We start from the raw sequence: 23,880 nt of genomic DNA, 5'->3' as shown, positions 1-23,880 counted from the left end.
CGTGGTGGCGGAGCCGCCTCCTTACCCCGCCAATGCTGCCGCGGCCGCACTTGCGCCGGCCAGGCGACCGAAAACGGTGCCGCTGGTCAGGCCGCTGGCGCCCGGATAGTTGTGATAGAATATGCCGCCCACCATTTCGCCGGCCGCGAACAGGCCGGGGATCGGCCTACCGTCCGTGTCCAGCACCTGGCCCTCCAGATTGATCTTCAGGCCGCCGAAGGTGAAGGTGATGCCACAGGTGACGGCGTAGGCTTCGAAGGGCGCCGTATCCAAGGGGTTCGCCCAGTTGGAACGCGGCACGGCCAGCCCCTTCGCGGCGCGGCCGTCGAGGCTGTTGGCGTCGAAGGGCACGCTGGTATCCACCGCGGCGTTGTAGGTCTCGATCGTCTTGAGCAGACGCGCCTGGTTCACCTCGTCGAGTTGTTCGACCAGGCCCTCGATCGTGTCCGCGCTGACCTTGGTGACCAGCCGCGAGCGGTACTCGTCGGTCAGGAGGTGCAGCACCTTGCCGTCGTAGATCTGCCAGGCGACCTGCTCGGGCTGCCTCAGCACTTCCTGGCCGTATTTGGCGTAGGTGTAGTTGCGGAAGTCGGCGCCCTCGTCGATGAAGCGCTCGCCGTTCTTGTTCACGACGATGCCGAACGTATAGCTGTGGCGCTGGTACTGAATGGTGTCGGAGGAGTTGCCGAAGTCGGCGGCGTAGCGCTCCCAGGCCGTGGCGTGGCAGCCCGACCAGTGGCCCGTCGGCTGCGCGCCGATCTGCAGCGCCATGGCCAGCCCGTCGCCGGTGTTGAAGCGGCTGCCGCGCACCTTGGCGAGGTCCCAGCCCGGCCCGAGATATTTCGCGCGCCATTCGGCGTTCGCCTCGAAGCCGCCGCAGGCGAGCACGACGGCCTTCGAGCGCACCGTCTTCATCTCGCCGTCCATGAAGACGCGCACGCCCGTCACGCCGGTCCCGTCCGCATGCAGGAGGCTCTTCACCGCCGCATCGTAGCGGATCTCCACGCCCAGCTTTTCGGCGCGCCTGTAGAGGCCGTCGACCAGCCCCGGTCCGCCGGCGGCGACGACCAGGGTGGTGCCGCCCCAGAACTTGAAGCGGCCGTCGACCTTGTAGGCCTGGCGGCCGTAGTTGGCCATGAAGCGGATGCCCTGATCCTTCAGCCAGAACAGGGCGTCACGGCTGCTGCGCACCAGGATTTCGCACAGGTCCGGGTCGGTCCGCATCTGGGTGATGCGCGCCATGTCGTCGAAGAAGTCGTTCTCGGTGTATTCGCCGAAATCGGTGCTGTCGATCTCCGCCTGCGTCAGGTCCGGCACCAGTGCCTTGACGTCCTCCAGCCCGTTGTAGACCGCTCGGAACTTGCCGTCGGTGAAGGTGCTGTTGCCGCCGCGTTCCTCCTCCGGCGCCCGCTCCAGAAGGAGGACGCTGCCGCCCGCGTTTCGGGCCGAAATGGCCGCGCAAAGCGCCGCGTTTCCCCCACCGACCACGATCACGTCGTACCTGGCGTCCTCGGACATAAAGGCGCTCTTCCCCGTCTCGAACCATTCTTCGAGCGTGACAGTTACGGGCCTCCGAGTATGCATACAAAGAACGAGTTGACATTCTTGGATTTGCTGATGTTATACCCGGATGAAGTTGCAGCAGCTGAGATACGTCGCCGAGATCGCCAAGCAGGGCAATCATCTGTCCGCGGCGGCGGAGGCGCTGAACACCTCGCAGCCGGGCGTCAGCCGCCAGATCCAGGTGCTCGAGGGCGAGCTCGGCGTCGACATCTTCCGCCGTACGCGCAACCGCATCATCGGGCTGACCGAGCCGGGCGAGCACGTTCTGGCAATCGCCAAGCGGGTGACCGCGGACGTCGCCACGCTGCGCTCACTCAAGATGGACCTGGAGGCGCTCGATCAGGGCCAGATGGTGATCGCCACCACCCATACGCAGGCGCGCTACGTGCTGCCCAACATCGTGGTGAACTTCATCAAGCGCTATCCGAAGGTGGAGCTGATCCTCAAGCAGGGCGATCCGGAGACCATCTGCGCCATGGTCGAGGACGGCGAGGCGGATTTTTCTGTCGGGCCGGAGACGCAGCGCAGCTTTCCCGAGCTGCTTCGCCTGCAGGGCAACGAGATCAGCCGCATCGTCGTCGGCCCGAAAGGCCACTCGATCTTCTCGGAGCCGGAGCTCACCTACGAGAACCTCGCCGCCCATCCGCTCATCGCCTACGACGCCCGCTACAGCGGCCGGTGGAAGGTGATGGAGGCATTCCAGCGCGCCGGCTGCACGCCGAGGTTCGCGCTGAGCGCGATCGACGCCGACGTCTCGAAAACCTACGCGCTGCTCGATCTCGGCCTCGCGATCCTAACCAACGCTGCCTACAATCCCGCACAGGACATCGGTCTGGAAGCGCGCGACGCCAGCCACCTCTTCGCGCCGAGCACGACCACCATCACGCTGCGCCCGACGAGCTACATTCGGCCTTACGTGCTGGAATTCATCTCCTCGCTTTCCGAAAAGCTCACCCTCAAGGCGGTGCGCTCGGCGCTGAAGAGCGCGATCGCGCGCGACTGACGGCAGGTTTTCGCGGCGCGCCGTCCGCCGATTTCTCTCTGGGAGGCCATCATGTGTGAAGCGGTGCAGCAGGGCACCGGTTGGCTCGGCTGGAACGAGTTCGCGGCGCAAGAGCCGGGGGTGCCGGCGGGGCCCTGGATCGACCTGTCCTACCGTGTCGAGCCGGGAATGCCCTGTGCGTCGATCTTCGACAAGCCTTCCTTCCGGCGGGTCCGCGAGATGCCGGACCATCCCTTCAACGTGACCGAACTGAAGATGGTGGTGCATGCCGGCACCCATATCGATTCCCCGCGGCACTACTATCTCGACGGTCCGGCCTTCGAGGACATCCCGCTCGACCGCCTGCACGGGCCGGGCGTCGTCTGGTCGGTTTCCTGCGAGCCGGAGGAGGTCATCGCGCTGGCGAGGCTGACATCCATGTCGCCGAAACTGCGCGAGGGCGACATCCTGGCGATCGACACCGGTTGGGACAGGCGCTTCGGCACGCCGGCCTACGACCGCCACCCGAGCCTGTCGGTCGAAGCGGCGCACTGGCTGGTGGAACAGAAGATCAAGCTCTTCGCCTGCGACTACGCCACGCCGGACCTCGTCTATGATCTGCGTCCCGAAGGGTTCGACTGGCCTGTCCACCGGGCGCTGCTGAGCCGCGGCATCCTGATCTGCGAGCATCTGCGCGGCCACGGCGCGCTGGCCGGACGGCGCGTGGAGTTCCTGTTCAACGCGCTGAACATTGAGGGATCCGACGGCGCGCCGGTCAGGGCCTTGTTCAGGGCAGTCACTGAGGACTGAAGCAGGCCGGCAGCCTGCCGACCCGGGCAGTTCGAAGTCGAAAGCATCGTTGAAACGCAGCGCCGCGGCGCGTTTTTACGACTGTGGATCGCCGGCGCCCAGAGCCAATTCCTGGTTTCGGGCGAACGGCTTGAGTATGCCGAAATGGCATTCTGGGAGGAAGTTCCAGTATTTGCCCCTCTTGTCTTTCCAACTTAGCGTTCGCTTTTCAAGGGAGGACTGGCATCATGGGCAATCTCAATCATGGGTCACTGGTTCGCGCGGCTGTGACCGCCGCGGCCGTCGGTTTCGGGGTCTCGGCGGGGGCGACGGCGGCGCGGGCCGAGAACGTTCAGTGGACTTTGGCAGCGCATGCCGGCGGCATCTGGATGGAAGTCGGCGCGAAGAATTTCGCTGAGCGCGTCGAATTCCTGACCGAGGGCCGCGTCAAGATCGACGTCGCCGCACCCGGGATGGTCGGCCCGGCGCTGAAAGTCACCGAAACGGTGCAGAACGGGCTCGCCGAAGTCGGCCTCAACTGGATGGCCTACGACATCGGCATCGACAAGGCGGGCGTCGTCTTCGCCGGCTGGTCGGGTGGCCTGACGCCGGAAGAATACATGTTCTGGCTCTACAAGGGCGGCGGCGAGGAGCTGCTGGCCGAATGGCGCATGGAGAAGTTCGGCGTCGTCTCGATCCCCTGCAACATCGTCGAGACCGAGATCTTCCTGCACTCGCACAAGCCCGTGCGCACGCTCGAGGATTTCCAGGGACTGCGCATGCGCACCTCGGGAGCCTGGGCAGAGATTGCTACAGAACTGGGTGCCACGACCGTCGTGCTGCCCGGACCGGAAGTCTTTGACGCGCTGGAACGCAGGGTCGTGGACGCGGTCGAGTGGGGCGGCCCCGGTATCAACCTCAGCGCCGGCTTCCAGACGATCGCGCCCTACATCATCGTGCCGGGCATCCATCAGCCCGCCAGCTTCAACGAGTGCATGTTCAACAAGGATGCCTGGGAGACCCTGTCGGACCATGACAAGGAAGCCATCAGGCTCGCCGGCAAGCTGAACACCTACGAGAGCTTCCTGGCCTACGGCGACAACGACCTCGACGCCTGGCGCAAGCTGCACGAGACCAAGGGCGTCGAATTCGTCGAACTCGATCCCTCCTTCATCGCCAAGGCCAAGGAAGCGTCCTTCGCCTGGGCGGAGAAGCAGGCGGCGACCAACGAGTGGTTCAAGAAGGCCTACGACAGCCAGCGCGAGACACAGAAGCATCTGTCGGTCTGGGGCGAGTTCCGCCTGCCGATCGGGCAGACGCGGGACTGAGCCGACCAAGACGGGGACCGGGGATCGGCCGTCGGAGCCATATCCGATGACCGGCCCCGCCCCGTTTCGATCGGATCAACCGCACCGGCCACAGATGGTTCGACGCACGTGCTGAGCAAACTGGAACGATTGAGTGACATGGCCGCGGTGATCGGCGCGGCCCTCATGGTGCCGCTCGTGGTGGCCATGGTCTACGAGGTCCTGAGCCGGCACGTGTTCGACGCGCCTACGATCTGGGCCTTCGAACTAAGCTACATGATGATGTCGGGCATCTTCTCGCTCGGTTTCGCCTACGCGCTCAAGTACCGCCAGCATGTGAACGTCGATTTCATCTACGGCAGCCTGAGCCTGCGCTGGCGCGCCGTCGTCGACCTGGTCGGCTACGCCATTTTCCTGCCCTGTGCGATCGCCGTCAGCAACGGCCTTTTCCAGTACGCGCTACGCGCCTACCGCTCGGGCGAGGTCAGCGGCGTGTCGTCCTGGAACCCGGTGGTATGGCCCCTCCGCGCGGTGCTGTTCACGGGGTTCGCGATCCTGTCCCTCCAGGCGCTGGTCGAGGTGATCCGCTGCGTGCGCACGCTCGTCACCGGGCAATCGCACGAACCCGAAAGAGCCGAGGCCGGCCTGATATGAGTTTTCTCGGGATCTGGATGTTTCCGACGCTCTTCCTCCTGATCGCGCTCGGATTTCCCATCGCTTTCTCGATGCTGGGCGTGAGCCTCGTCTTCGGTTACCTGCGCTTTGGCGACAAGATCGTCGCGCTGATGGTCTCCAAGGTGAACGAGGTCGGGTCGAACTACGTCCTCGGTGCCATTCCGCTGTTCATCCTGATGGGAGCGCTGCTGCAGCGCTCCGGCATTGCCGAGCGTCTCTACGATGCGGTGCACATCTGGACCCGCAAGCTGCCGGGTGGCCTCGCCATCGGCACCATCGTCATGAGCACGATCTTCGCGGCCTCGACGGGCGTCGCCGGGGCGACCGAGACAGTCATCGGCCTGCTCGCGATCCCGGCCATGCTCAAGTACAACTACTCCAAGGAACTCATCTCCGGCACCATCTGCGCCGGCGGATCGCTCGGCACGATCATCCCGCCCTCGATCACAGTCATCGTGCTGGCGCCGATCGCCTCGCTTCCGGTGGGGAGCCTGTTTTCGGGCATCATGATGCCGGGTCTCGTCATGGCCGGCTTCTTCCTGCTCTACATCCTGGTCATCAGTTTCGCGAAGCCGGAACTCGCCCCCCTAGCCGAATTCGACGAGGACGATGATCATTCCCTCGGCGCCAAGCTGTTCATCACGGCGACCGCGCTGCTTCCCCCGGTCGCCCTGATCGTCGTCGTTCTCGGCAGCATTCTCGCGGGCTGGGCAACTCCCACCGAGGCCGCCGCGTGCGGCGCGGCCGGCTGTTTCGTGCTGGCCGTCCTGCACGGGAGGATGACCTTCGCGGTGATGAAGGACGCGCTCTTCCGCACGCTCGGTGTCACCGCGATGATCATCATGATCGTGCTGGCAGGCAGCATCTTTTCGGCCGTCTTCTATTCGACCGGCGGGATGCGGGCGATGCAGTCGCTGCTGAACGATTACGGGATTACCGGCGGGGCCTCGATCGCGCTGATCCTGCTCCTGACCTTCGTCGCCGGCTTCGTGCTCGACCTGATCTCGGTGATCCTGATCGTCATCCCCATCGCCATGCCGCTGGTCAAGGCATCGGGCGTGGACCCGCTCTGGTTCGCGGTGGTTTTCCTGATCGTGCTGCAGGCCGCCTACCTGACGCCGCCAATGGCGCCTTCGATCTTCTACCTGCGGGGTATCGCGCCGAAATCGATCACGCTGAAGCACATGTACCGGGGCGTGATACCCTTCATCTTCATGCAGGCCGCGACGGTGGCTCTGGTGATCCTGTTTCCCGGCCTCGCAACCTGGCTGCCGCAGGTTCTCTACGGCAACTGACCGGTGCCCGCAGACGGCGGGAGCGCGACCGGTCGCTGGTCAGCGCCGTCCAAGACCCCAGTCGACGAGGTCGTGATGATGGACGACCTTGCCTTCCAGCATCCTGTCGAGATCGAGCCGGGCGCCCGCGGGATCGAGCGGCAGTTCGCCGGATTTTGCCGGCCCCTTCTGCTCCTGCGCATCGCGCGCCTGGGCCTTGGCCAGGATGTCCTCCGCAGAAGCCAGCGGTACGACGACCACCCCGTCGTCGTCGCCGACGAGGATGTCGCCCGGCTGGATCACGATGCCGCCGAGCGTGACGGGGACGTTGATCGATCCGGGCGTGTTCTTCTGCGGCGCACGGGGCGACACGCCGCGGCAGAAGATCGGAAATCGGTCGGCGCGCAGTTCCCTGGCGTCGCGGATCGAGCCGTTCATCACCGCACCCGTCCCGCCGCGCGACCGCGCCAGCATCGCGCTCTTGTGGCCGAAACAGCCCGTGTCGTGATCGCCGTCGTCGATCACCAGCACGTCGCCCGGCTGGACCATCTGCAACGCGCGATGCGTCATGATGTTGTCGCCGGGGAAGCACAACACCGTCAGCGCGCACCCAGTCATCGAGATGTTCTCGTAGAGCGGCCGGATCGACATGTTCAACGCCCCGTGCCGACCCATCGCATCCGAGATCGTCGCGCTCGGCAGCTTGGCGAATGCCTCGAGCAGGCGCGGTTCCGGACGCCTCACGGTGTGGAAAATGTGTCCATACATGGTCTGGCCCTCCCGATTCAGGACGATCTAGACGGTTCCGTCCGCGCTTGTCAGAACCGAACGCTTATACTGCTATGGCCCGCGGCGATTGGCACCGGCCCGGAGGGGAGCGCTAGACTGTCGCGGTTCGGCGGCTCGCCGCGAGTGATGAAGGTTCGGGACGCGTAGCGGATGGAGCGGGGCAGCTACGAGATTTTCGCGATCCGCTACGGCCATCTGGCCAGGCGCTCGACGGAAAACTTCATCGGCGGCGACATCCACGACGTGGACATGCCGCTCGACTATTTCGTCTGGGTGATCAAGGGCGACGAGGGTTCCTACGTCGTCGACACCGGCTTCAGCGACGAGACCGCGCAAAAGCGCTCCCGCCATATCGTGACGCCGGTGCGGCAAGGCCTCGCGGCCGCAGGCGTCGAGCCTGACAGTGTGCGTCACGTGATCCTCACCCACCTGCATTACGACCACGCAGGCAACACGCCGCTCTTTCCAAACGCGACCTACCACGTCCAGGAACGCGAGATGGCGTTCTGCACCGGACCGCACATGTGCACGCACGATCATGCGCATCACTACGAGGCCGGCGACGTCGGTCAGATGGTGCGCAGCCTCTTCGAGGGACGCGTCGCCTTCCATTCGGGGGATTCGGAGCTGGCGCCGGGCATCAGCGTGCATCACATCGGCGGTCATACGGACGGGCTGCAGGTGGTTCGCGTGCGCACCGCGCGAGGCTGGGTGGTGCTGGCATCGGACGCCACGCATTTCTTCGCCAATTTCGAGACCGGCAGGCCCTTTCCGGCCGTGTTCGACCTCGAGGCAATGCAGCGGGGCTTCCGGCGCCTGCGCTCGCTGACGAATTCGGACGACCACGTCATCCCCGGACACGATCCCGAGGTCTTGAAGCGCTACCCGGAACTGCGGGCAGGCACGGAGGGATGGATCGTCCGCGTCGACATGCCGCCGCACGGGCGGGAATCTTGAGCGGCCGGATCCGATACGCCGGCTGGGCGGCGCATACCAGTATGTCCGATCGGTCATTGCGGCATGGCGGGTCCGGGAAGATACGAGGCCTTGTTTTAGCCGGAGCGATGTCCGGCAATGGTGCATGCATCCCGGTCCCGCCCGTGGCCAGAAGGGCGATCATGACCGGCGGTAGCGAACGAACTAGATGGCTGCTTCAGGGGAGGGGCTTGCGGTGAACGTCACTTCGGAAACCAGAGGCGCGGCCAAGGGAAGCGCCTTCCACGACGGACGCATGCTGATCGGCGGACGTATGGTCGAAAGCGCCAGCGGCCGTTGGCTGGACAGCCACAATCCCGCGAACCTCGAACCGATCGGCCGCGTGCCGATGGCAGATACCGCCGACGTCGCCGCCGCGGTCGAGGCCGCGCTCACCGCTCAGAAGGAATGGGCGGCGATGGACATGAACCGGCGCGCGGCGCTGCTCCTGAAGTTCTGCGACAGGCTCCAGGAACGCTCGGACGAGATTCTGGCCCTGGAGGTCGCCGATACCGGCAACACCATCACGCCGATGCGCAACGACCTCGCCAACGGCCTCGAACGCCTGCGCTACTTCGTCGGCATCGCCTACGAGCTGAAGGGTCAGAGCGTCCCGTCGACGGCGAAGAACCTGCATTTCACCATCCGCGAGCCCTACGGCGTCTGCGCGCGCATCCTGGCCTTCAACCACCCGATCTATTTCGCGCTCTGCGGCATCGGCGCGCCGCTCATGGCCGGCAACGCCATCATCCTGAAGCCGTCGGAGCAGAGCCCGCTGTCGGCGTCGATCTTCGGCGAGGTGGCGGCGGAGGTCCTGCCAGCCGGCATCGTGAGCGTGGTGACCGGTGGGCAGGAGGCCGGCGAGGCGCTGGTCCGGCACCCCAGGATCAAGCGGCTCTCCTTCGTCGGCTCGGCGCGCACCGGCATGGCGATCCAGCGCACCGCCGCGGAGGTCTGTGTCAAGCACGTGTCGCTGGAACTCGGCGGCAAGAACCCCTTCATCGTCTATCCGGACGCTCCCGCCGCCAAGGCCGCGAAGGCCGCCGTCAGCGGCATGAATTTCGGCTGGCAGGGCCAGTCCTGCGGATCCACCAGCCGCCTGATGGTGCACGCCGACCTCTACGATGAGGTTGTCGACGAAGTGGCTAAGTCCGTCGGTGCGATCCGCGTCGGCGATCCCTTCCGCGACGACAGCCAGATGGGACCGATCAACTCGGCGGCGCAGTTCGACAAGGTGAGGGCGGCCATCGCGTCCGGCATCGACGACGGTGCGCGCCTCCTGTGCGGCGGCAAGCGGCCGGAGGGCAGGGAGTTCGAGACCGGCTATTGGGTCGAGCCGACGGTCTTCGCCGACGTTACCCCCGACATGCGCATCGCCCGTGAGGAAATCTTCGGACCCGTGCTGTCGATCATGAAATGGTCGACCGAGGAGGAGATGATCGAGATGGCCAACGGCGTCGACCTCGGGCTGACGGCGGCCGTCTGGACCAACGACATCACGAAGGCGATGAAGACCGCGAGGGCGCTGGAAAACGGCTACGTCTGGATCAACGGCGTCGGCGCACATGTCCGCGGCATGCCGTATGGCGGCTACAAGAACAGCGGCACCGGACGCGAGCGGGGCCTCGAGGAGATGATCTCCTACACCGAAGAAAAATCCATCCACATCATGCTGTGACGGCCAGCCGGCCGACGCGGCACCGACTGAACTGTGGCTGCGTTCTGGCGCGGCCTCGCTGAAAACATCGAAGCAAGGACGTCATGGCAAGGATCGAAGGCAACAAATTCGTCATCGCGGGCGGGCTCAGCCAGATCGGCTCGGAGATCACCCAGCACCTGCTGGAAGCGGGCGCGCGCCAGGTGGTGCTGTTCGACAACTATTCGCTCGGCACCGAGAGCACCGTCAGCGGGCTGGTGTCCGATCCCCGCGTCGTGCTGGTGCGTGGCGACATCCTGCGCACCAACGAACTCTTCGATGCCTTCGAGGACGCGTCCGGCGTCTTCGCCGTCGCCGGCTTCCTCACGCTGCCCCTGTCGCTCAACCCGTCGCTCGGCCTCGCGGTCAACGTCACCGGCATGCTTAACATCTGCGAGGCGGCGCGGTACCGCTCGGGGGTGAAGGTGATCTTCTCCTCGTCGGTCGCGGTCTATGGCGAGACGGAGGAGGACGTCACCACCGAGAAGGCGCCGTGGATGTGGTCGGGACAACAGCCCGGCGCCGCGCTCTACGGCGGCTCCAAGATCATCGGCGAAAACCTCGGCCGCCTCTATTCGCAGCGCTACGGCGTGCCTTTCGTGTCGCTGCGTTATTCCTCCGTCTACGGCGAGCGCCAGCACCGCCGCGCGGTGAACTCGGCCTATATCGTCGATACGATCGACGCCATCCGCAAGTCGGAGCGGCCGGTAATCCCCGATGACGGCAGCGAGGTCCACGACTACATCCACATCCATGACATCGCGCGCGCCAACGTGATGGCGATGGAGGCCGATGTCACCGGCGAATCCTACAACGTCGCGACCGGCGTCTCGACGTCGCTCAACGATCTCGTCGCGATCATCCTGAAGGAGATGGGTTCCGACCTGAAGCCGGAGCACAAGAAGATCGAGGGCAAGATCCGCGCGACGGTCTCCAGCCGGCTGAACTTCTCCAACGACAAGATCATCAACCAGATCGGCTGGAAGCCTTCGATCGGCATCGACGAGGGCATCCGCCGCATCATCGCCTGGTCCGGTTCGGCTCAGGCGTAACGGGCGGCAAGGCGGAGTCGCGCTTCGGCGTTTCGGGCCAGACCGACAGGTCGCGGGTATACTGCTCGAACCCGAGGAGGTGCTGTTGCACCTCCGCCCGGTAGCGTTCGCCGTATTCGACCACCAGTCCATGGATCAGCACGACCGGGGCCGCGAAGGAATCGACGACCGTCGAGAGGCTGATCGGCACGGGGATGACGAGGTCCGCGAGGCGCGCGAGAGGCGAGCTTTCCTGGTCCGTGACCGCGAGAATGCGCGCGCCGCGCGCCTTGGCGTGCTGCCCGATCTCGATGGTCCGGCGCTGATAGCGCGGAAATCCGATCAGGATGACCAGCGTGCCCGCGGCCGCATTGGAAATCGCCAGCCAGTCGGAAGAACCCGTGCCCGAGCTTGCGAGCCGCACAGAGCGGCGCACCTTTCCGAGCGCGTAGGCGAAGTATTCCGCCAGTGCTGTCGATCCCATCGAGCCGACGACGAGCACGCACTCGGCGTCGTGCAACTCTTCCACGCAGCCAAGCAGCATGTCGCGGTCCGCCATGCGGCGCAAAAGCAGGAGGTTCTGGGTTTCCATGTCGACCACCCGGTCGAAGGCGGTCTGCGGCGCATCGCCGGCCTGGTCGGCGACGTCGTTGAGCATGCGCAGCCGGGCGGGCGTCGACATCTCGTACTGCAGGCTCTGCTGCACCTCGCGTCCCAGTTCGTCGTAGCCCGAATAGCCAAGCTGCGAGCAGAGACGCGACACGGTGGCGGTCGACACACCGACCTGTTCGGCGAGATCGCGGATGGACAGGAAGCCGATCTTTTCGGGATGCTGGAGCATGAAACGCGCCAACAGCTTCTGCTTGATTGTCAGGTCGCCGAGCGTCTCGCCGATGCGGCGGATCGGCTCGGGCGCGAATGCGAACGTGTCGCGGGGATCGGACCTCGTCCGCTTTCCACCTGATCTGGCCAATGCGCGGCGCTCTTCTCTTTCGGCCGTCAGGCCATGTCGAAACGAGGGCGAGTATAGCCGCCGCGAGATAGCTTACAACACGACCGCCAGGTTTCAGCCCTTGGTCTGGAGCGTGTGGTAGCCGTGCGCCCGGCGCGCCTCGGCTATGCTGGCGCCGCCACGCACGGCGTCGACGATGGCGCTTTCGGCCGCCTCGATCGACTGAGCGATCTCCAGCACCTCCTTCGCGCGTTCCTTCGGCACCACGACAACGCCGCTCGCATCGCCGATGATCATGTCGTCGGGCCGAACCTGGCGGTTGCCGACGGAGACCGTCACCTGCGTTCCGTCCACCATTACCCGGTCCTTGCCGGTCATCATGAAGACGCCGCGGGCGAACAGCGGGTAGTCGTTCTCGTCGATGCCGTCGAGGTCGCGGCAGACGCCTTCGATCAGCGTGCCGGCGATCTTCTTCGCGCCCGAGACGATGGTCAGGATGTCGCCCCAGACCGTGCAATCCGTGCGGCCCTGGTTGTCGAGCACCACGATGTCGCCGGGGCGGACCTCGTCGATGTAGTCGCCGACGGTGCCCTTCGTCTCGCCGACGGGCACGTAGCGTACCGTATAGGCCGTGCCGACCATGCGGCGGCACTTGCTGACGGCCGAAATGCCGAGGCAGCCGGCCGCGATGCCGAGCTTGTCGCAGGCGTCCGATATCGTCGAGGTCGAGAATTCGGAGAAGGCGTCGATGAGGGTCTGGTGCGGATGGCTGGTCATTTCTTCAGCATGTTCTCGTAGTTGTACTTTCGGTCGACCTCGAGGACGTCCATCCCGGCGAGCAGGTCGGCCTTCATCTGCTCTTCCTTCTCCATCAGCGTCTCGGCGCGGGCGACCACGTCCTCGAGCTTCGACGGAGGGATGAAGACGACGCCGTTAATGTCGGCGACCACCACGTCGCCGGGGCTGACCTGGACGTCACCCATGCGAACGGTGACGTTGTAGGCCTCCTGCATGATCCGGCCGCGCGCGGTGATGGGGACGGCTGCGCGGGCGAAGACGGGAAAGCCCATTTCCTCGCAGGCATCGATGTCGCGCGCCGCGCCGTCGACGACCACGCCGCCGACGCCCTTGACCTTGGCTGCACAGGACAGGACCTCGCCCCAGCAATTGTTCTTCACGTCGCCATGGTTGCTGACCACGATCACGTCGCCGCCTTGAGCGGAGGCGATGGCCTCGACGCCCAGATGGGCACCGGACTTCTTTTCGCCCGCGGCAGTGATCTTGATCGTTACGGCCCGCCCGACGACGCGCGGAGAGTGGAACATCGGCCGTACGCCGATCACGGCCCCAGCGATGCCGACCGAATCCATGGCGTCGGAGAGATTGGTGGTCGAAAGCGCATGCAGCCGCGCGCGGAATCTCGTATCGAAGTCTGCGCTGTCCATCATCCTGCTTTCGAATAGGCTGGGAAACCGTAGAGATCGAGCGTCGTCTCGCCGTTGCGGATGCGACGGGTGAAATCGTCCTCCTTGGCGATGCGCGCGCGCGATTTTTCGAGGACGGCGGCGGCGGACTCCTTCGGCACGAAGACGATCCCGTCGGCGTCTGCGCGGACGAGGTCGCCGGGCGCCACGTTCACGCCTTCGAATATCATCGGCTCGCCGATGCGCGCGCCGGGGTTCTTGGCCGTACCCTTGATGGAAATGCCGCGGCTGAAGACCGGGAAGTTCCCTTCAATCAGCTCGTCGGTGTCGCGCACCGACCCGTTTGTGATCAGCCCGGCGATGCCGCGCGCCTTGGCTGCCTCCATCAGGATACCGCCCCACTGGCCGGCCTCCATGTGGCGTCCGCAGTCGACGACCAGCACGTCGCCCGGCTCGGCGAGATAGAGCGCCTGGTGGAGCGCCAGATTGTCGGCCGGCGGCATCTTGATCGTCAGCGCCGGGCCGCAGAGCGACATCGCCCGGTCGAGAGGCCGGATCTCTGCCGTCACGGCGCCGGTCCCGCCTTGCGCCTCGTGGATGGTTGCGGCCTGTATGGTGGAGAAGGCCGAGACGAGCTCGGCCCCCACGCGGGTATGGGAAAGCGACATCCTGTTGCGTCGGCTCAGCTGACGACCTGGATGCCGAGATCCTTGGCAGCGGCGAGCGCGGCCTCGATCGACGGATTGCAGTCCACGATCGCCACCCGCGCGCCACCTCGGTTGCGCGAGTCGATCCACACCGAGCCCTGGTCGGTGGTGAGGCGGATGCGCTGCACCTCCGGCTCCTCGATCTCCGACAGTGTGATGTTGATGTTCTTGATGGCGGGCAGGTCCATGACCTTGCCGTACATGTCGCCGTCCGACGTGTGCGATCCGAACATCGCGCCCATGAGGATCGCCGGCACGTTGATGGAACGGCGGTTGTAGAGATCCTTGGTCAGTTCGATGTCGACCTGCTTGATGCTGCCCTTCTTTAGGGCGTGGGCGATCCGCGCCATGTTGGTCGGCGAGCCGACGGCGATCGAGCTGCCGCCGACGACGATCTCGCCCATCGTGCGCGTCAGCGGGCGGCTGCTCTCCAGCATGGCGTGCAGTTCCTCGCGTGCTTCGGCGAGGATGATGTTGGACGGGTCGTCCTGCCCGACCGCCTGCTCCTTGGACAGGAGCGCCTCGACCTGTGGCCGCTTGGAGAAATAGGGGCGCATGTACTTCACGTTGACCGCCGTGATCACCGGCGCCGCCTCGCGGTGGATGCGCGCCGCCATGGCGATCATGACGTCGACGTCGATGTCGACCGGGATGGTGCTCTTCAGGATGAGGTTGGAGGCGAGGTTGCCGATCAGGATGGCGCTGCCGATATGCGCGCCGCACAGGCCGCGGGTGATGACGCGCGGCGTGCAGGGGACCGCGAGCGTCGGCGAGATGGCCAGAACCATGGCCTTGCCGACCTGCTCGGCCGTGCCGCCGCGAAGGTCGGTCAGCGCCGCAGCGGTCGCCGGCGAACCCGCGCCGTAGCCTTCCATGTTGCAGCCCGTGGTGGCCTTGCCGGCGCGGTAGATGCTGCCGACCTTGAGGATCAGAGCCGCCGTCAGCTTGACGCGCGGGAGGTCGACGCCGGTTTCCATCAGGGCCTTGAGAAGGCCGGTATAGGGGCAGCTGTCGCCGGTGCCGGCGCAGGGCGAAAGGCCGACCTCGTGGTTTCCGACTTCGGTGGCGAGCGTATAGACCAGCGCGCGGTCGATCAATTCGTCTCCGATCAGGACGCCGACGTCCTGCTTGGCGAGATCGCTGGCCACGGTGCCGAGCACGAAGCTGTTGCCGTCCTTTGTTCCCTTTTCCAACGCCCGCATGTTGTGGGCGAAGGCGGCGAAGCACTCCTCGGTCACCAGATCGAAGTCCTTGTCTTCGCGGATCATGGCTTCGGCGACCACGACCTGGCTGATGGGCAGGTCGAGCTCGGTGCCGAGCGCGATCAGTTCACCGATGGTGAGAAAACCTTTCTCGACCTCGATGGCGACGCGGTCGAGATGGTCTTGGGTGAGCAAGCTGAGTGACATGGGAGCCTCCTGGCGATCGGGCGTGCCGCGCGCAATGCGTCGGGTCGGGCATCGGCGGCACGGTGTCGTAGCGGCAACATACACGGATCGTTCATTTTGGCAAATGATGTAACGAATGTTTCATTTCTCTATCAGCGCCTTTGGCGGTCTGCCGTTTTGGCAGCGTAATTGCCTCAGTTCATGCAGCGGGCTGGGCTTTGGAGGCGAAAACCGGCGTTTCCACCGGAAATCCCGATCGAACCAAGGCACCGCCGCCGGAGTGCCCTCGCGGCCGGAGCGCGTGGATGCGCAATGCGAGGCTGTTTCACCATACCAGGATGACAAAGCGTTCTAACGTCATCGAACGGTTGAATGTTACGTCGAGGCACGAACCTGAAGATTGGTTTTCCAGCCTTCCAGTAGACCTCATGCAGCGAACAACAAAACATGCACCCTGACGAAAAGTACCAAAGTTATGACGTGATCGTGGTCGGCGGCGGCAACGCGGCGCTGTGCGCGGCACTGTCCGCGGCTGAACGCGGCGTGAGCGTCGTCATCCTGGAGCGGGCACCGGAAGAGGAGCGCGGCGGAAACACGGCCTACACCGAAGGTCTGATGCGGTTCGTCTACAACGGCGCCGAAGACATTCTCGCGCTGTCGCCCGATCTCTCGGAGGAAGAACAGAAGAGCGACTTCGGTACCTATTCCGAGGATGATTTCTTCGACGACATGGCCCGCGTGACGGAGAACCGCACCGATCCCGATCTTTGCGAAATCCTCGTGCGTCAAAGCAACGAGACCGTCCATTGGCTCAAGGACCAGGGATTGCGCTTCCTGCCGCAATTCGGGCGCCAGTCATTCAAGGTCGACGGCCGCTACAAATTCTGGGGCGGCGCGACGCTGGCGGTTTCCGGCGGTGGACGCGGGATGGTCGATGCCCTGTTCAAGGCCGCGGAGCAGAAGGGCATCGAGATCGTATACGATGCCTGGGTGCGCGACCTGATCTCGTCCGATGAAGGTGTCCACGGCGTCGAAGTGCAGATTGCCGGCAAGTCGACGAAGATCTTCGCCCAGTCGATCGTTCTCGCCTGCGGCGGCTTCGAGGCCAACACCGAGTGGCGCACGCGCTATCTCGGTCCGGGCTGGGACCTGGCGAAGGTTCGCGGCTCGAAATACAACACCGGCGACGGGCTGAACATGGCGCTGAAGATCGGCGCGCAGCCCTGTGGCCACTGGTCGGGTTGCCATGCCGTCAGCTGGGAGCGCTATGCAAGCGACTTCGGCGACATGTCGACCGTCGACGACTACGAACGCGACAGCTACCCGTTTTCCATCATGGTCAACGCGGAAGGACGCCGTTTCCTCGACGAAGGCGCCGACATCCGCAACTACACCTACGCCAAGTACGGCCACATCGTCATGAAGCAGCCGGGTCAGTTCGCCTGGCAGATTTTCGATTCGTCGGTGACGCACCTTCTGCGTCCCGAATACAGCGCGCGCCGAGTCACCAAGATAACGGCCAACACGATCGAGGAACTGGCGGAAAAGCTCGACGACGTGAATTCCGAACAGCTGATCAAGGAGATCAAGGCGTTCAACGCGGCGGTTAAGCGCGACAAGCCGTTCGATCCCACGGTCAAGGACGGGCGCGGCACCGAGGGCCTTGCGATCCCGAAGTCGAACTGGGCCATCCCGCTGGAGAACCCGCCCTTCGAGGCCTTTTCCGTGACCTGCGGGATCACCTTCACCTTCGGCGGGCTGAACATCACCACCGAGGGGCAGGTGAGGGACGTCAACCATCGGCCCATACCGGGGCTCTATGCGGCAGGCGAAATGGTCGGAGGCCTGTTCTACTTCAACTATCCCGGCTCCACGGGCCTGACCAGCGGCGCGGTTTTTGGCCGCCTCGCCGGGCGTCATGCCGCCGCGGCGGTCATGAAAGCCGTCGAAAAGGCGGCGGAGTAAAACCACTACGGTGGAGGCGCGGGGAGGGGAGCTTCCCGCGCGCAATCGGCGATCGGTTGTAATTCTCCGTGCCCGTGGCGATACTCCGGCACCGCCACCGCCGCAGTGCCGACCGGCTGGCGTTCGTTCATGCCGGCGGTCGCCACGAGATTGATCAATCCATGCAGCTTCGTCAGTTGAAGTACGTCCTCGAGGTCTATCGCCGGGGAAACCACATTTCGGCCGCCGCCGATGCGCTGAATACCTCGCAGCCGGGAATCAGCAAGCAGATCCGCCAGCTCGAACTCGAGCTCGGCTTCGACATCTTCGAGCGCACGCGCAACCGCATCGTCGGCGCGACCGCCGCGGGGCTGGAACTGATCGAAAACGCGGAACGAATCTTCCGCGAGATCGACGACATCCAGAAGATCAGCGACGACTACAACGAGGAGAAGGGCGGCCGGCTTACGATCGCGACCACCCACACCTTCGCGCGCTACGTCCTGCCGAACGTGATCCGCGAGTTCCTCGCCCGTCAGCCCAACGTCCGCATCGGCCTGCTCCAGGGCAATCCCACCGAAGTCAGCGAGTACGTCCAGGCGGGGAGTGCCGATCTCGGCGTGTCGACCGAGCCGCAGAAGAGCTTTCTCGGGCTGGTGCGCCTGCCGATCCTGAGCATCAAGCGCTCGGTCATCGCGCCGAAGGATCACCCGATCGCCAAGCTCGAGACCATCACGCTCCAGGAACTGGCAAAGCATCCCCTGATCGGCCACGATCATTTCCGGAGCGGTGGCTGGGCGATCATGGACGCGTTTGCAAAAGAAGGGATCAAGCCGCTCGTTCCCTTCGCCGGTGTCGATTCGGACGTCGGTAAGACCTACGTCAACATTGGTCTCGGTATCGCCATCACCGCCTCCATCGCCTTCGACCCCGAGCGCGACAAGAACCTCGTCGCGCGCGACGTCAGCCATCTGTTTCCGTCGAGCATGGCGTATGTCGCGTTCCGCAAGAGCTCGTACCTGCGGAAGATCGAGGTCGATTTCATGTTGAAGCTGTCGCCGGAGCTGACCCGTCAGCGCATCCGCGCCAGCCGCGAGGAGACGGTGCACAGCCGCGCCGAGCCGGACGACGGCGATGGAAAGTAGCGATACCAGTATGAGCATTTCGGCGTTGTTCCGACCGGGGCCTCGGCCCTAACGTGCCGGTGTTGCGGGGAGGACGCAGGTCCGTCCCCGGCTCGTCGTGGAACTGCGCGCGGGCATGGACACGGTGCAACTCCGGGACGCGGGAACAGTGGCGACAGCATATCGGTCGACGGGCCTCATCGAATTCCTCCACGACCTGACCTACGACCAGCTGCCGCAAGACGTCCGCGCCAAGGCGCGGCAGTGCCTGCTGGATGCGCTGGGCTGCGGGCTGTTCGGGACGCTCCAGCCCTGGTCGTGCATCCTGACTGCCGAGATGATCGAGGAACGGAGTGCGGGAAACTGCACCGTCATCGGCCACGACGCCCGGCTCTCGGCGCCGGCCGCAGCCATGTGCAACGGCCTGGCGATCCACGGCTATGAACTCGACGACCTGATCGCCAGCTCGATCATCCATCCGGCCGCCGCGGTCGTGCCCGCCGCGCTTGCCGCGGCCGAGGCGTCCGGTGCGTCCGGCGAGGCGGTGATACTGGGCATCGTCGCCGGATACGAGATCATGCACCGCGTCGCGGTCGCGATGGGGGTCGCTCCCTCCCGGCTCGGCTTCCACGTCACGAGCCTGACGGCGCCCGTCGCAGCAGCAATGGCGGCGGGCAAGGTCACGGGCCTGGATCTTGGGCAGCTGACCTCTGCGATCGGCGTTTCCTGCTCCGCGGCCTCCGGCATCAAGGCTTTTGCCTCGGGCGACGGCGGCGGCATGGTCAAGCGGCTGCATCTCGGGCGCGGCGCCGAGGCTGGCGTTCGCGCCTGCCAGCTTGTCCGGAGAGGCTTTTCGGGGCCGCCTTACGCCATCGACGGCAGGTTCGGACTGCTGGAGATTTTCGGCGGCGCGACCGCCGCGCCGGAGCGCCTGACCGATGGGCTGGGCTCGAAGTGGGCGATCAGCGACATCTGGTTCAAGGTCTATCCGATCTGCGGCTGGATCCAGCCGGTCGTGCAGGTGCTGTCCGACATGCGCGGCGATCGGACATTCGCGGCGAAAGACGTCGCGTCCGTGAAGGTCGGCGTCAGCAGCTATGCGGCCGCCAACAACGGCAACCCCGCGCCGGTCGATACGATGGGCGCGCAGTATTCGATCCCGTTCTGCGCCGCGCTGGCGCTTCTCGGCGATCCGAAAGACCCGGCGGAATACGGAGGAGACCGGCTGTCGGAGCCGGCGATGCGCGAAATCCAGTCGAAGGTCGAGATTTATGTCAGCCCGGAAGCCGAAGCGGTCTATCCGGCAAAATTCGCCGCAGATGTGGAACTCACGCTCGCCGACGGGAGCGTCCGGCGGATGTTCGTTCCGGAATGCCGCGGCACGCCGGCCGATCCCTGCAGCGATGCTGAACTTGAACAGAAGTTCCTGATCCTGGCGCGAAAGGTACTGGGCCAGGACGACGCACGCGCGCTCGCGGGCAAGGTCTCGCAGGTCGATGGCCTGGAGAGCCTCGCGGACCTGACGCGACTCCTGGGCGCCGCCCCGAAAGCCTCATGAGATGAGCAAAGCCCCATGACCAATCCGTTCGATGCGATCGCCCGACGGGAGATCGACCTGCCCGGTCTCGGCGCGACCGACCATTACTCGCTCGCGGCGCTGAAGGAGGCGGGCGTCGGCGATCACACCCGCCTGCCGGTCGTGCTGCGCGTCGTGCTGGAATCGCTGGTGCGGCACTGCGACGGCCGCCGCATCACCGAGGACCAGGTGCGGGCGCTGGCCAATTGGCAGCCGGTTGCCGAGCGCACCGAGGAAATCCCCTTCACCGTCGGCCGCGTCGCGCTCAACTGCGCGGCGGGCATTCCGCTGCTCGGCGACCTCACTGCGATGCGCTCCAGCATGGACCGGCTCGGCCTGCCGGTCGAAGGCGTGCAACCGGCCGTGCCCGTCGACATGGCGCTCGACCACACGCTGACGGTCGATTTCTACGGCTTCCCCGACGCCAAGCTGCGCAACATGGAACTCGACATCCAGCGCAATCACGAGCGCTACCAGTTCGTCAAATGGGCGGTGCAGGCCTATGAGGGTATCCGGCTCTTCCCGCCCGGTGCGGGAATCCTGCATCAGCTCAACCTCGAATTTCTGGCGCCCGGCCTCCTGGTCAAGGACGGCGTGTGCATGCCCGACACGATGGTGGCGACGGATTCGCACACCTGCATGATATCGGGACTGGGGACCGTGGGGTGGGGTGTCGGCGGCATCGAGGCGCAGGGCGCAATCCTCGGCCAGCCGGTGTGCTTCCTGATGCCTGACGTCGTCGGGATCGAGGTGAGCGGCGAACTCGGCGAGGGCGTCACCGCGACAGACCTGGTGCTCCACGTCACCGAGATGCTGCGCAAAGCCAAGGTGGTCGGGCAGTTCCTGGAATTCCACGGACAGGGCGTGTCGACGCTCAGCATCCCCGACCGCGCAACCATCGCCAACATGGCGCCGGAGTACGGCGCCACCATCGGCTATTTCCCGATGGACGAACAGACCATCGGCTACCTGCGCCAGACCGGCCGGACCGAACACATGGTGCAGGCGGCCGAACGCTACTACCGCGCCCAGGGGCTGTTCGGAGCGCCCAAGGAAGGCGAGGTCGCCTACACGAGGCTGCTCCGGCTCGATCTCGCAGACGTGCAGCCGAGCGTCGCCGGGCCCCGGCGGCCGCAGGACCGGATCGGGCTGTCGGAGGTGAAGTCCGTCTTCGAGGACACGCTGGTCAAGCCACAAGGCGAAGGCGGCTATGCGCGCCCGGCGCCGCAACCGCGCAACGGCGGATTTCGCGACGGAGACGTGGTGATCGCCGCAGTCACCTCCTGCACGAACACCTCCAATCCGAGCGTCATGCTGGCCGCAGGGCTGGTCGCGAAGAAGGCGGTGGAGGCGGGGCTGACGACGAAGCCCTGGGTCAAGACCTCGCTCACGCCCGGCTCGCTGGTGGTGAGCCGCTACCTGGAGGAGACGGGGCTGCAGGACCCGCTCGACGAATTGGGCTTCGCGGTCGCCGGATACAGCTGTGCCACCTGCGTCGGCGCCTCCGGGCCGCTCGATGCGGCGCTGGAGGAAGAGATCCGCTCGTCCGACGGCGTGGCTTGCGCGGTGCTGTCGGGCAACCGCAATTTCGAGGCGCGTATCCACCGCATGGTCAAGGCGTCGTTCCTCGCCAGCCCGCCGCTGGTCGTGGCCTTCGCGCTCGCCGGCACCGTCGACATCGACATGACGCGCGATCCGATCGGGACTGGGGCGGACGGCCATGCCGTCTATCTCAAGGACATCTGGCCGAGCCGCGAGGAACTGGCCGGGGCCATGGCCCAGGCCGCCGATCCCGGCTTCTACCGCGAGACCTATTCCGGCGATTTCACCGCGCGCAACCCTTACTGGGCCGACATCCCCAATGAGACCGGGCGGCTGTTTCCCTGGGACGACCGCTCGACCTACATCAAGGAGCCACCCTTCCTGGACGACGCGATGCGCCGGGACGTGCTGACCGACATTAAGGGCGCGCGGGCGCTGGCGATCCTCGGCAACTCCGTCACCACCGACCACATCTCGCCGATCGGCAGCATCGGCCGCGATTCCGTGGCCGGCGGCTACCTGTCGGAGCACGACGTTCAGGCGAAGGACTTCAACAATTTCGGCTCGCGCCGCATGAACCACGAGGTGATGGTGCGCGGCGCCTTCTCGAACGTGCGGCTGCGCAACCTGATGGTGCCGGGCAAGGAAGGAAGCGTCACGCGCCATCAGCCTTCGGGTGAGGAAATGTCGATCTACGACGCCTCCCTGCGCTATCGCGCGGAGGGGGTGCCGCTGATCGTCCTGGCCGGCGAGGAATACGGCACCGGAAGCGCCCGCGACTGGGCAGCGAAGGGCACGCGGCTCCTCGACGTGCGCGCGGTCGTCGCTTCGAGCTTCGAGCGCATCCACCGCTCGAACCTGATCGGCATGGGCGTGCTTCCATGCCAGTTTCCCACCGGGATGACCGCCGAGAGCCTGGGCTTCGACGGTTCGGAAATGTTCTCGCTCATAGGCGTGGAGGGGGACGTCCGACCAAGACAATCCCTCACCCTCGTGGTCAGAAAGGCGGATGGTGTGGTCCGCGAAATCCCCCTTGTCCTGCGCGTCGATACGCAGGTCGAGATAGACTATCTGCGCGCCGGCGGCATGATGCCTTTTATCCTCGGAAACCTGGTACGGAACACGGAGGGGAGCAGCGTTGCTGTAGGCGGCGTCCAGTAGCTCTCGAACGGCACGAGGCCTTGCGTTTTCAGCCAATGTGGGTCGGTGTTGATCCCGGCTGGCCAGAGCCCCTCTTAATCCAGCACTGCCGCCGTCCGACCTTGATCGCTGTCGCCCGCCATCCGGGGTCATCAGCATCTTCAAGTCGTACTGCGGCCCTCTGAACGGTCCCCGGAATCCTCCAGGGGATAGAAGCGGCTCTTCTCCCGGCTCTCGCGTATCTGCTGCCGGGTCAATCCGGGTGACAGCTGTTTCATGAAATCGATTTCGATCTTTCGCAGGAACGAGCTTCGACGGAACGTCACATAGGCGGTCGTCGATGGAAACAGATCGCTTACGTCGCGGGAGACAAGATCGCTGTCCCGCTCGGGATCATAGACCATTGAGGCTGTGATCGCGATCCCGAGACCCATGCCGACATAAGTCTTGGCTACATCGGAATGGATGCCTGCGAAGGGTACCAGCGGTTTGATCCCTCGTTCCGTGAAGGTATCCATGATGGTCCGTCCCCCACTGCGATAGCTGTCGTGGCCAATCAGGGGAAATCTCGCGAGTTCTTCGAGTGTAATTCTGTCGAGCTTCGAGATTGGATGATCCGGTGGTGCGATCACGATGCGCCTGACCTTCAGGATCGGCAGCCACACGAGCCCGAGGAAGCTCTTCTGCGGCTCGGTGGTCACGCCCAGTTCCGCGCGCCCTTGCTGAACGTTTTCGCAGACTTCGGACGGGACGGCCTGAAGCAATCCGATCTGCACGTTCGGCTCCTTGCGAAGGAACCCCGCGATCACGTTGGGCAAGACGTAGCGTGCGAAGGTGTGGGTCGTGGAGATCGTCAGGTGGCCTTCCCTCTCCTTGCTGTTGTCCCCGCTGATCCTCTGGATCTGTTCGATCTTCCGGATGATGCGCTCGGCGCTGCCGATGAACTCCAGGCCGGCGACGGTGACGCTCACGATCCTGCTGCGGCTCCGCTCGAAGATATCG

Annotated in this window: 20 protein-coding genes; 12 read left to right on the top strand and 8 right to left on the bottom strand. The window is 65.1% G+C overall.

Annotation, left to right across the window (positions count from 1 at the left end):
• Positions 1-21: 21 nt before the first annotated feature.
• Positions 22-1,518, bottom strand: coding sequence for an FAD-dependent tricarballylate dehydrogenase TcuA (gene tcuA / locus BSQ44_RS24765; protein ID WP_072607674.1), 1,497 nt, complete (start codon positions 1,516-1,518; stop codon positions 22-24).
• Positions 1,519-1,636: 118 nt separating this feature from the next.
• On the opposite strand from tcuA (BSQ44_RS24765), the gene BSQ44_RS24760 reads away from it, so the two are divergent.
• The 5 genes from BSQ44_RS24760 (at position 1,637) to BSQ44_RS24740 (ending at position 6,611) form a co-directional block, all read left to right on the top strand.
• Positions 1,637-2,566 (top strand): LysR substrate-binding domain-containing protein, encoded by a 930-nt coding sequence (locus tag BSQ44_RS24760; protein ID WP_210187906.1) that lies wholly within the window; start codon positions 1,637-1,639, stop codon positions 2,564-2,566.
• 51 nt (positions 2,567-2,617) lie between these two features.
• A complete protein-coding gene (locus BSQ44_RS24755; protein ID WP_072607672.1) occupies positions 2,618-3,355 on the top strand; it encodes a cyclase family protein in 738 nt (245 codons plus the stop codon).
• Between the two features lie 227 nt (positions 3,356-3,582).
• Positions 3,583-4,662 (top strand): type 2 periplasmic-binding domain-containing protein, encoded by a 1,080-nt coding sequence (locus tag BSQ44_RS24750; RefSeq protein ID WP_072607671.1) that lies wholly within the window; start codon positions 3,583-3,585, stop codon positions 4,660-4,662.
• A 138-nt stretch (positions 4,663-4,800) separates the two neighbouring features.
• The gene (locus tag BSQ44_RS24745) at positions 4,801-5,295 is read left to right on the top strand and encodes a TRAP transporter small permease subunit (protein WP_072607670.1); all 495 of its coding nucleotides are present in this window, start codon (positions 4,801-4,803) and stop codon (positions 5,293-5,295) included.
• Positions 5,292-6,611 (top strand): TRAP transporter large permease, encoded by a 1,320-nt coding sequence (locus BSQ44_RS24740; protein WP_072607669.1) that lies wholly within the window; start codon positions 5,292-5,294, stop codon positions 6,609-6,611. Before BSQ44_RS24745 ends, BSQ44_RS24740 begins: the two co-directional genes overlap by 4 nt.
• A 39-nt stretch (positions 6,612-6,650) precedes the next feature.
• On the opposite strand, the gene BSQ44_RS24735 is transcribed toward BSQ44_RS24740, so the two are convergent.
• Positions 6,651-7,358: a 4-carboxy-4-hydroxy-2-oxoadipate aldolase/oxaloacetate decarboxylase gene (locus BSQ44_RS24735; RefSeq protein WP_072607668.1), complete on the bottom strand. Its 708-nt coding sequence runs from the start codon at positions 7,356-7,358 to the stop codon at positions 6,651-6,653.
• 171 nt (positions 7,359-7,529) lie between these two features.
• On the opposite strand from BSQ44_RS24735, the gene BSQ44_RS24730 reads away from it, so the two are divergent.
• From BSQ44_RS24730 to BSQ44_RS24720, 3 genes are all read left to right on the top strand, one after another.
• A complete protein-coding gene (locus BSQ44_RS24730; RefSeq protein ID WP_072607667.1) occupies positions 7,530-8,336 on the top strand; it encodes an N-acyl homoserine lactonase family protein in 807 nt (268 codons plus the stop codon).
• A gap of 187 nt (positions 8,337-8,523) precedes the next feature.
• Positions 8,524-10,032, top strand: a complete 1,509-nt coding sequence (locus tag BSQ44_RS24725; protein WP_083534914.1) for an aldehyde dehydrogenase family protein — start codon at positions 8,524-8,526, stop codon at positions 10,030-10,032.
• An 83-nt stretch (positions 10,033-10,115) separates the two neighbouring features.
• The gene (locus BSQ44_RS24720) at positions 10,116-11,102 is read left to right on the top strand and encodes an NAD-dependent epimerase/dehydratase family protein (protein ID WP_072607666.1); all 987 of its coding nucleotides are present in this window, start codon (positions 10,116-10,118) and stop codon (positions 11,100-11,102) included.
• Here BSQ44_RS24720 and BSQ44_RS24715 read toward each other — a convergent pair.
• From BSQ44_RS24715 to BSQ44_RS24695, 5 genes are all read right to left on the bottom strand, one after another.
• Entirely contained in the window at positions 11,071-12,054 is a 984-nt protein-coding gene (locus BSQ44_RS24715) for a MurR/RpiR family transcriptional regulator (protein ID WP_072607665.1), read from the bottom strand. The two genes, BSQ44_RS24720 and BSQ44_RS24715, sit on opposite strands and share 32 nt — an antisense overlap.
• A 93-nt stretch (positions 12,055-12,147) precedes the next feature.
• A complete protein-coding gene (locus BSQ44_RS24710; RefSeq protein WP_072607664.1) occupies positions 12,148-12,810 on the bottom strand; it encodes an RraA family protein in 663 nt (220 codons plus the stop codon).
• On the bottom strand, positions 12,807-13,481 hold the full coding sequence (locus tag BSQ44_RS24705; RefSeq protein ID WP_210187905.1) for an RraA family protein: 675 nt from the start codon (positions 13,479-13,481) through the stop codon (positions 12,807-12,809). The genes BSQ44_RS24710 and BSQ44_RS24705 overlap by 4 nt, the downstream gene beginning before the upstream one ends.
• Positions 13,478-14,125: a 4-carboxy-4-hydroxy-2-oxoadipate aldolase/oxaloacetate decarboxylase gene (locus BSQ44_RS24700; RefSeq protein WP_072607663.1), complete on the bottom strand. Its 648-nt coding sequence runs from the start codon at positions 14,123-14,125 to the stop codon at positions 13,478-13,480. Before BSQ44_RS24700 ends, BSQ44_RS24705 begins: the two co-directional genes overlap by 4 nt.
• 14 nt (positions 14,126-14,139) lie before the next feature.
• Positions 14,140-15,573, bottom strand: a complete 1,434-nt coding sequence (locus tag BSQ44_RS24695) for a serine dehydratase alpha family protein (RefSeq protein ID WP_072607662.1) — start codon at positions 15,571-15,573, stop codon at positions 14,140-14,142.
• Positions 15,574-15,999: 426 nt separating this feature from the next.
• On the opposite strand from BSQ44_RS24695, the gene tcuA (BSQ44_RS24690) reads away from it, so the two are divergent.
• The 4 genes from tcuA (BSQ44_RS24690) (at position 16,000) to acnA (ending at position 22,899) form a co-directional block, all read left to right on the top strand.
• Positions 16,000-17,517 carry an FAD-dependent tricarballylate dehydrogenase TcuA gene (gene tcuA, locus BSQ44_RS24690; protein ID WP_072607661.1) on the top strand — a complete coding sequence of 506 codons (1,518 nt, stop codon included), beginning with the start codon at positions 16,000-16,002 and terminating at the stop codon, positions 17,515-17,517.
• Positions 17,518-17,678: 161 nt separating this feature from the next.
• Positions 17,679-18,641: a LysR substrate-binding domain-containing protein gene (locus BSQ44_RS24685; protein ID WP_072607660.1), complete on the top strand. Its 963-nt coding sequence runs from the start codon at positions 17,679-17,681 to the stop codon at positions 18,639-18,641.
• A gap of 148 nt (positions 18,642-18,789) precedes the next feature.
• Positions 18,790-20,178, top strand: coding sequence for an MmgE/PrpD family protein (locus tag BSQ44_RS24680; protein WP_157894690.1), 1,389 nt, complete (start codon positions 18,790-18,792; stop codon positions 20,176-20,178).
• Positions 20,179-20,193: 15 nt separating this feature from the next.
• Positions 20,194-22,899 (top strand): aconitate hydratase AcnA, encoded by a 2,706-nt coding sequence (gene acnA, locus BSQ44_RS24675; protein WP_072607659.1) that lies wholly within the window; start codon positions 20,194-20,196, stop codon positions 22,897-22,899.
• 140 nt (positions 22,900-23,039) lie between these two features.
• Here acnA and BSQ44_RS24670 read toward each other — a convergent pair whose 3' ends face one another.
• Positions 23,040-23,849, bottom strand: coding sequence for a LysR substrate-binding domain-containing protein (locus tag BSQ44_RS24670; RefSeq protein ID WP_235633306.1), 810 nt, complete (start codon positions 23,847-23,849; stop codon positions 23,040-23,042).
• Between the last annotated feature and the right edge of the window lie 31 nt (positions 23,850-23,880).

Source organism: Aquibium oceanicum, from assembly GCF_001889605.1.
Classification (GTDB): Bacteria; Pseudomonadota; Alphaproteobacteria; order Rhizobiales; family Rhizobiaceae; genus Aquibium; species Aquibium oceanicum.
Note: the sequence above shows the minus strand (reverse complement) of the source record. Positions and strands in the feature narration are given on the sequence as shown.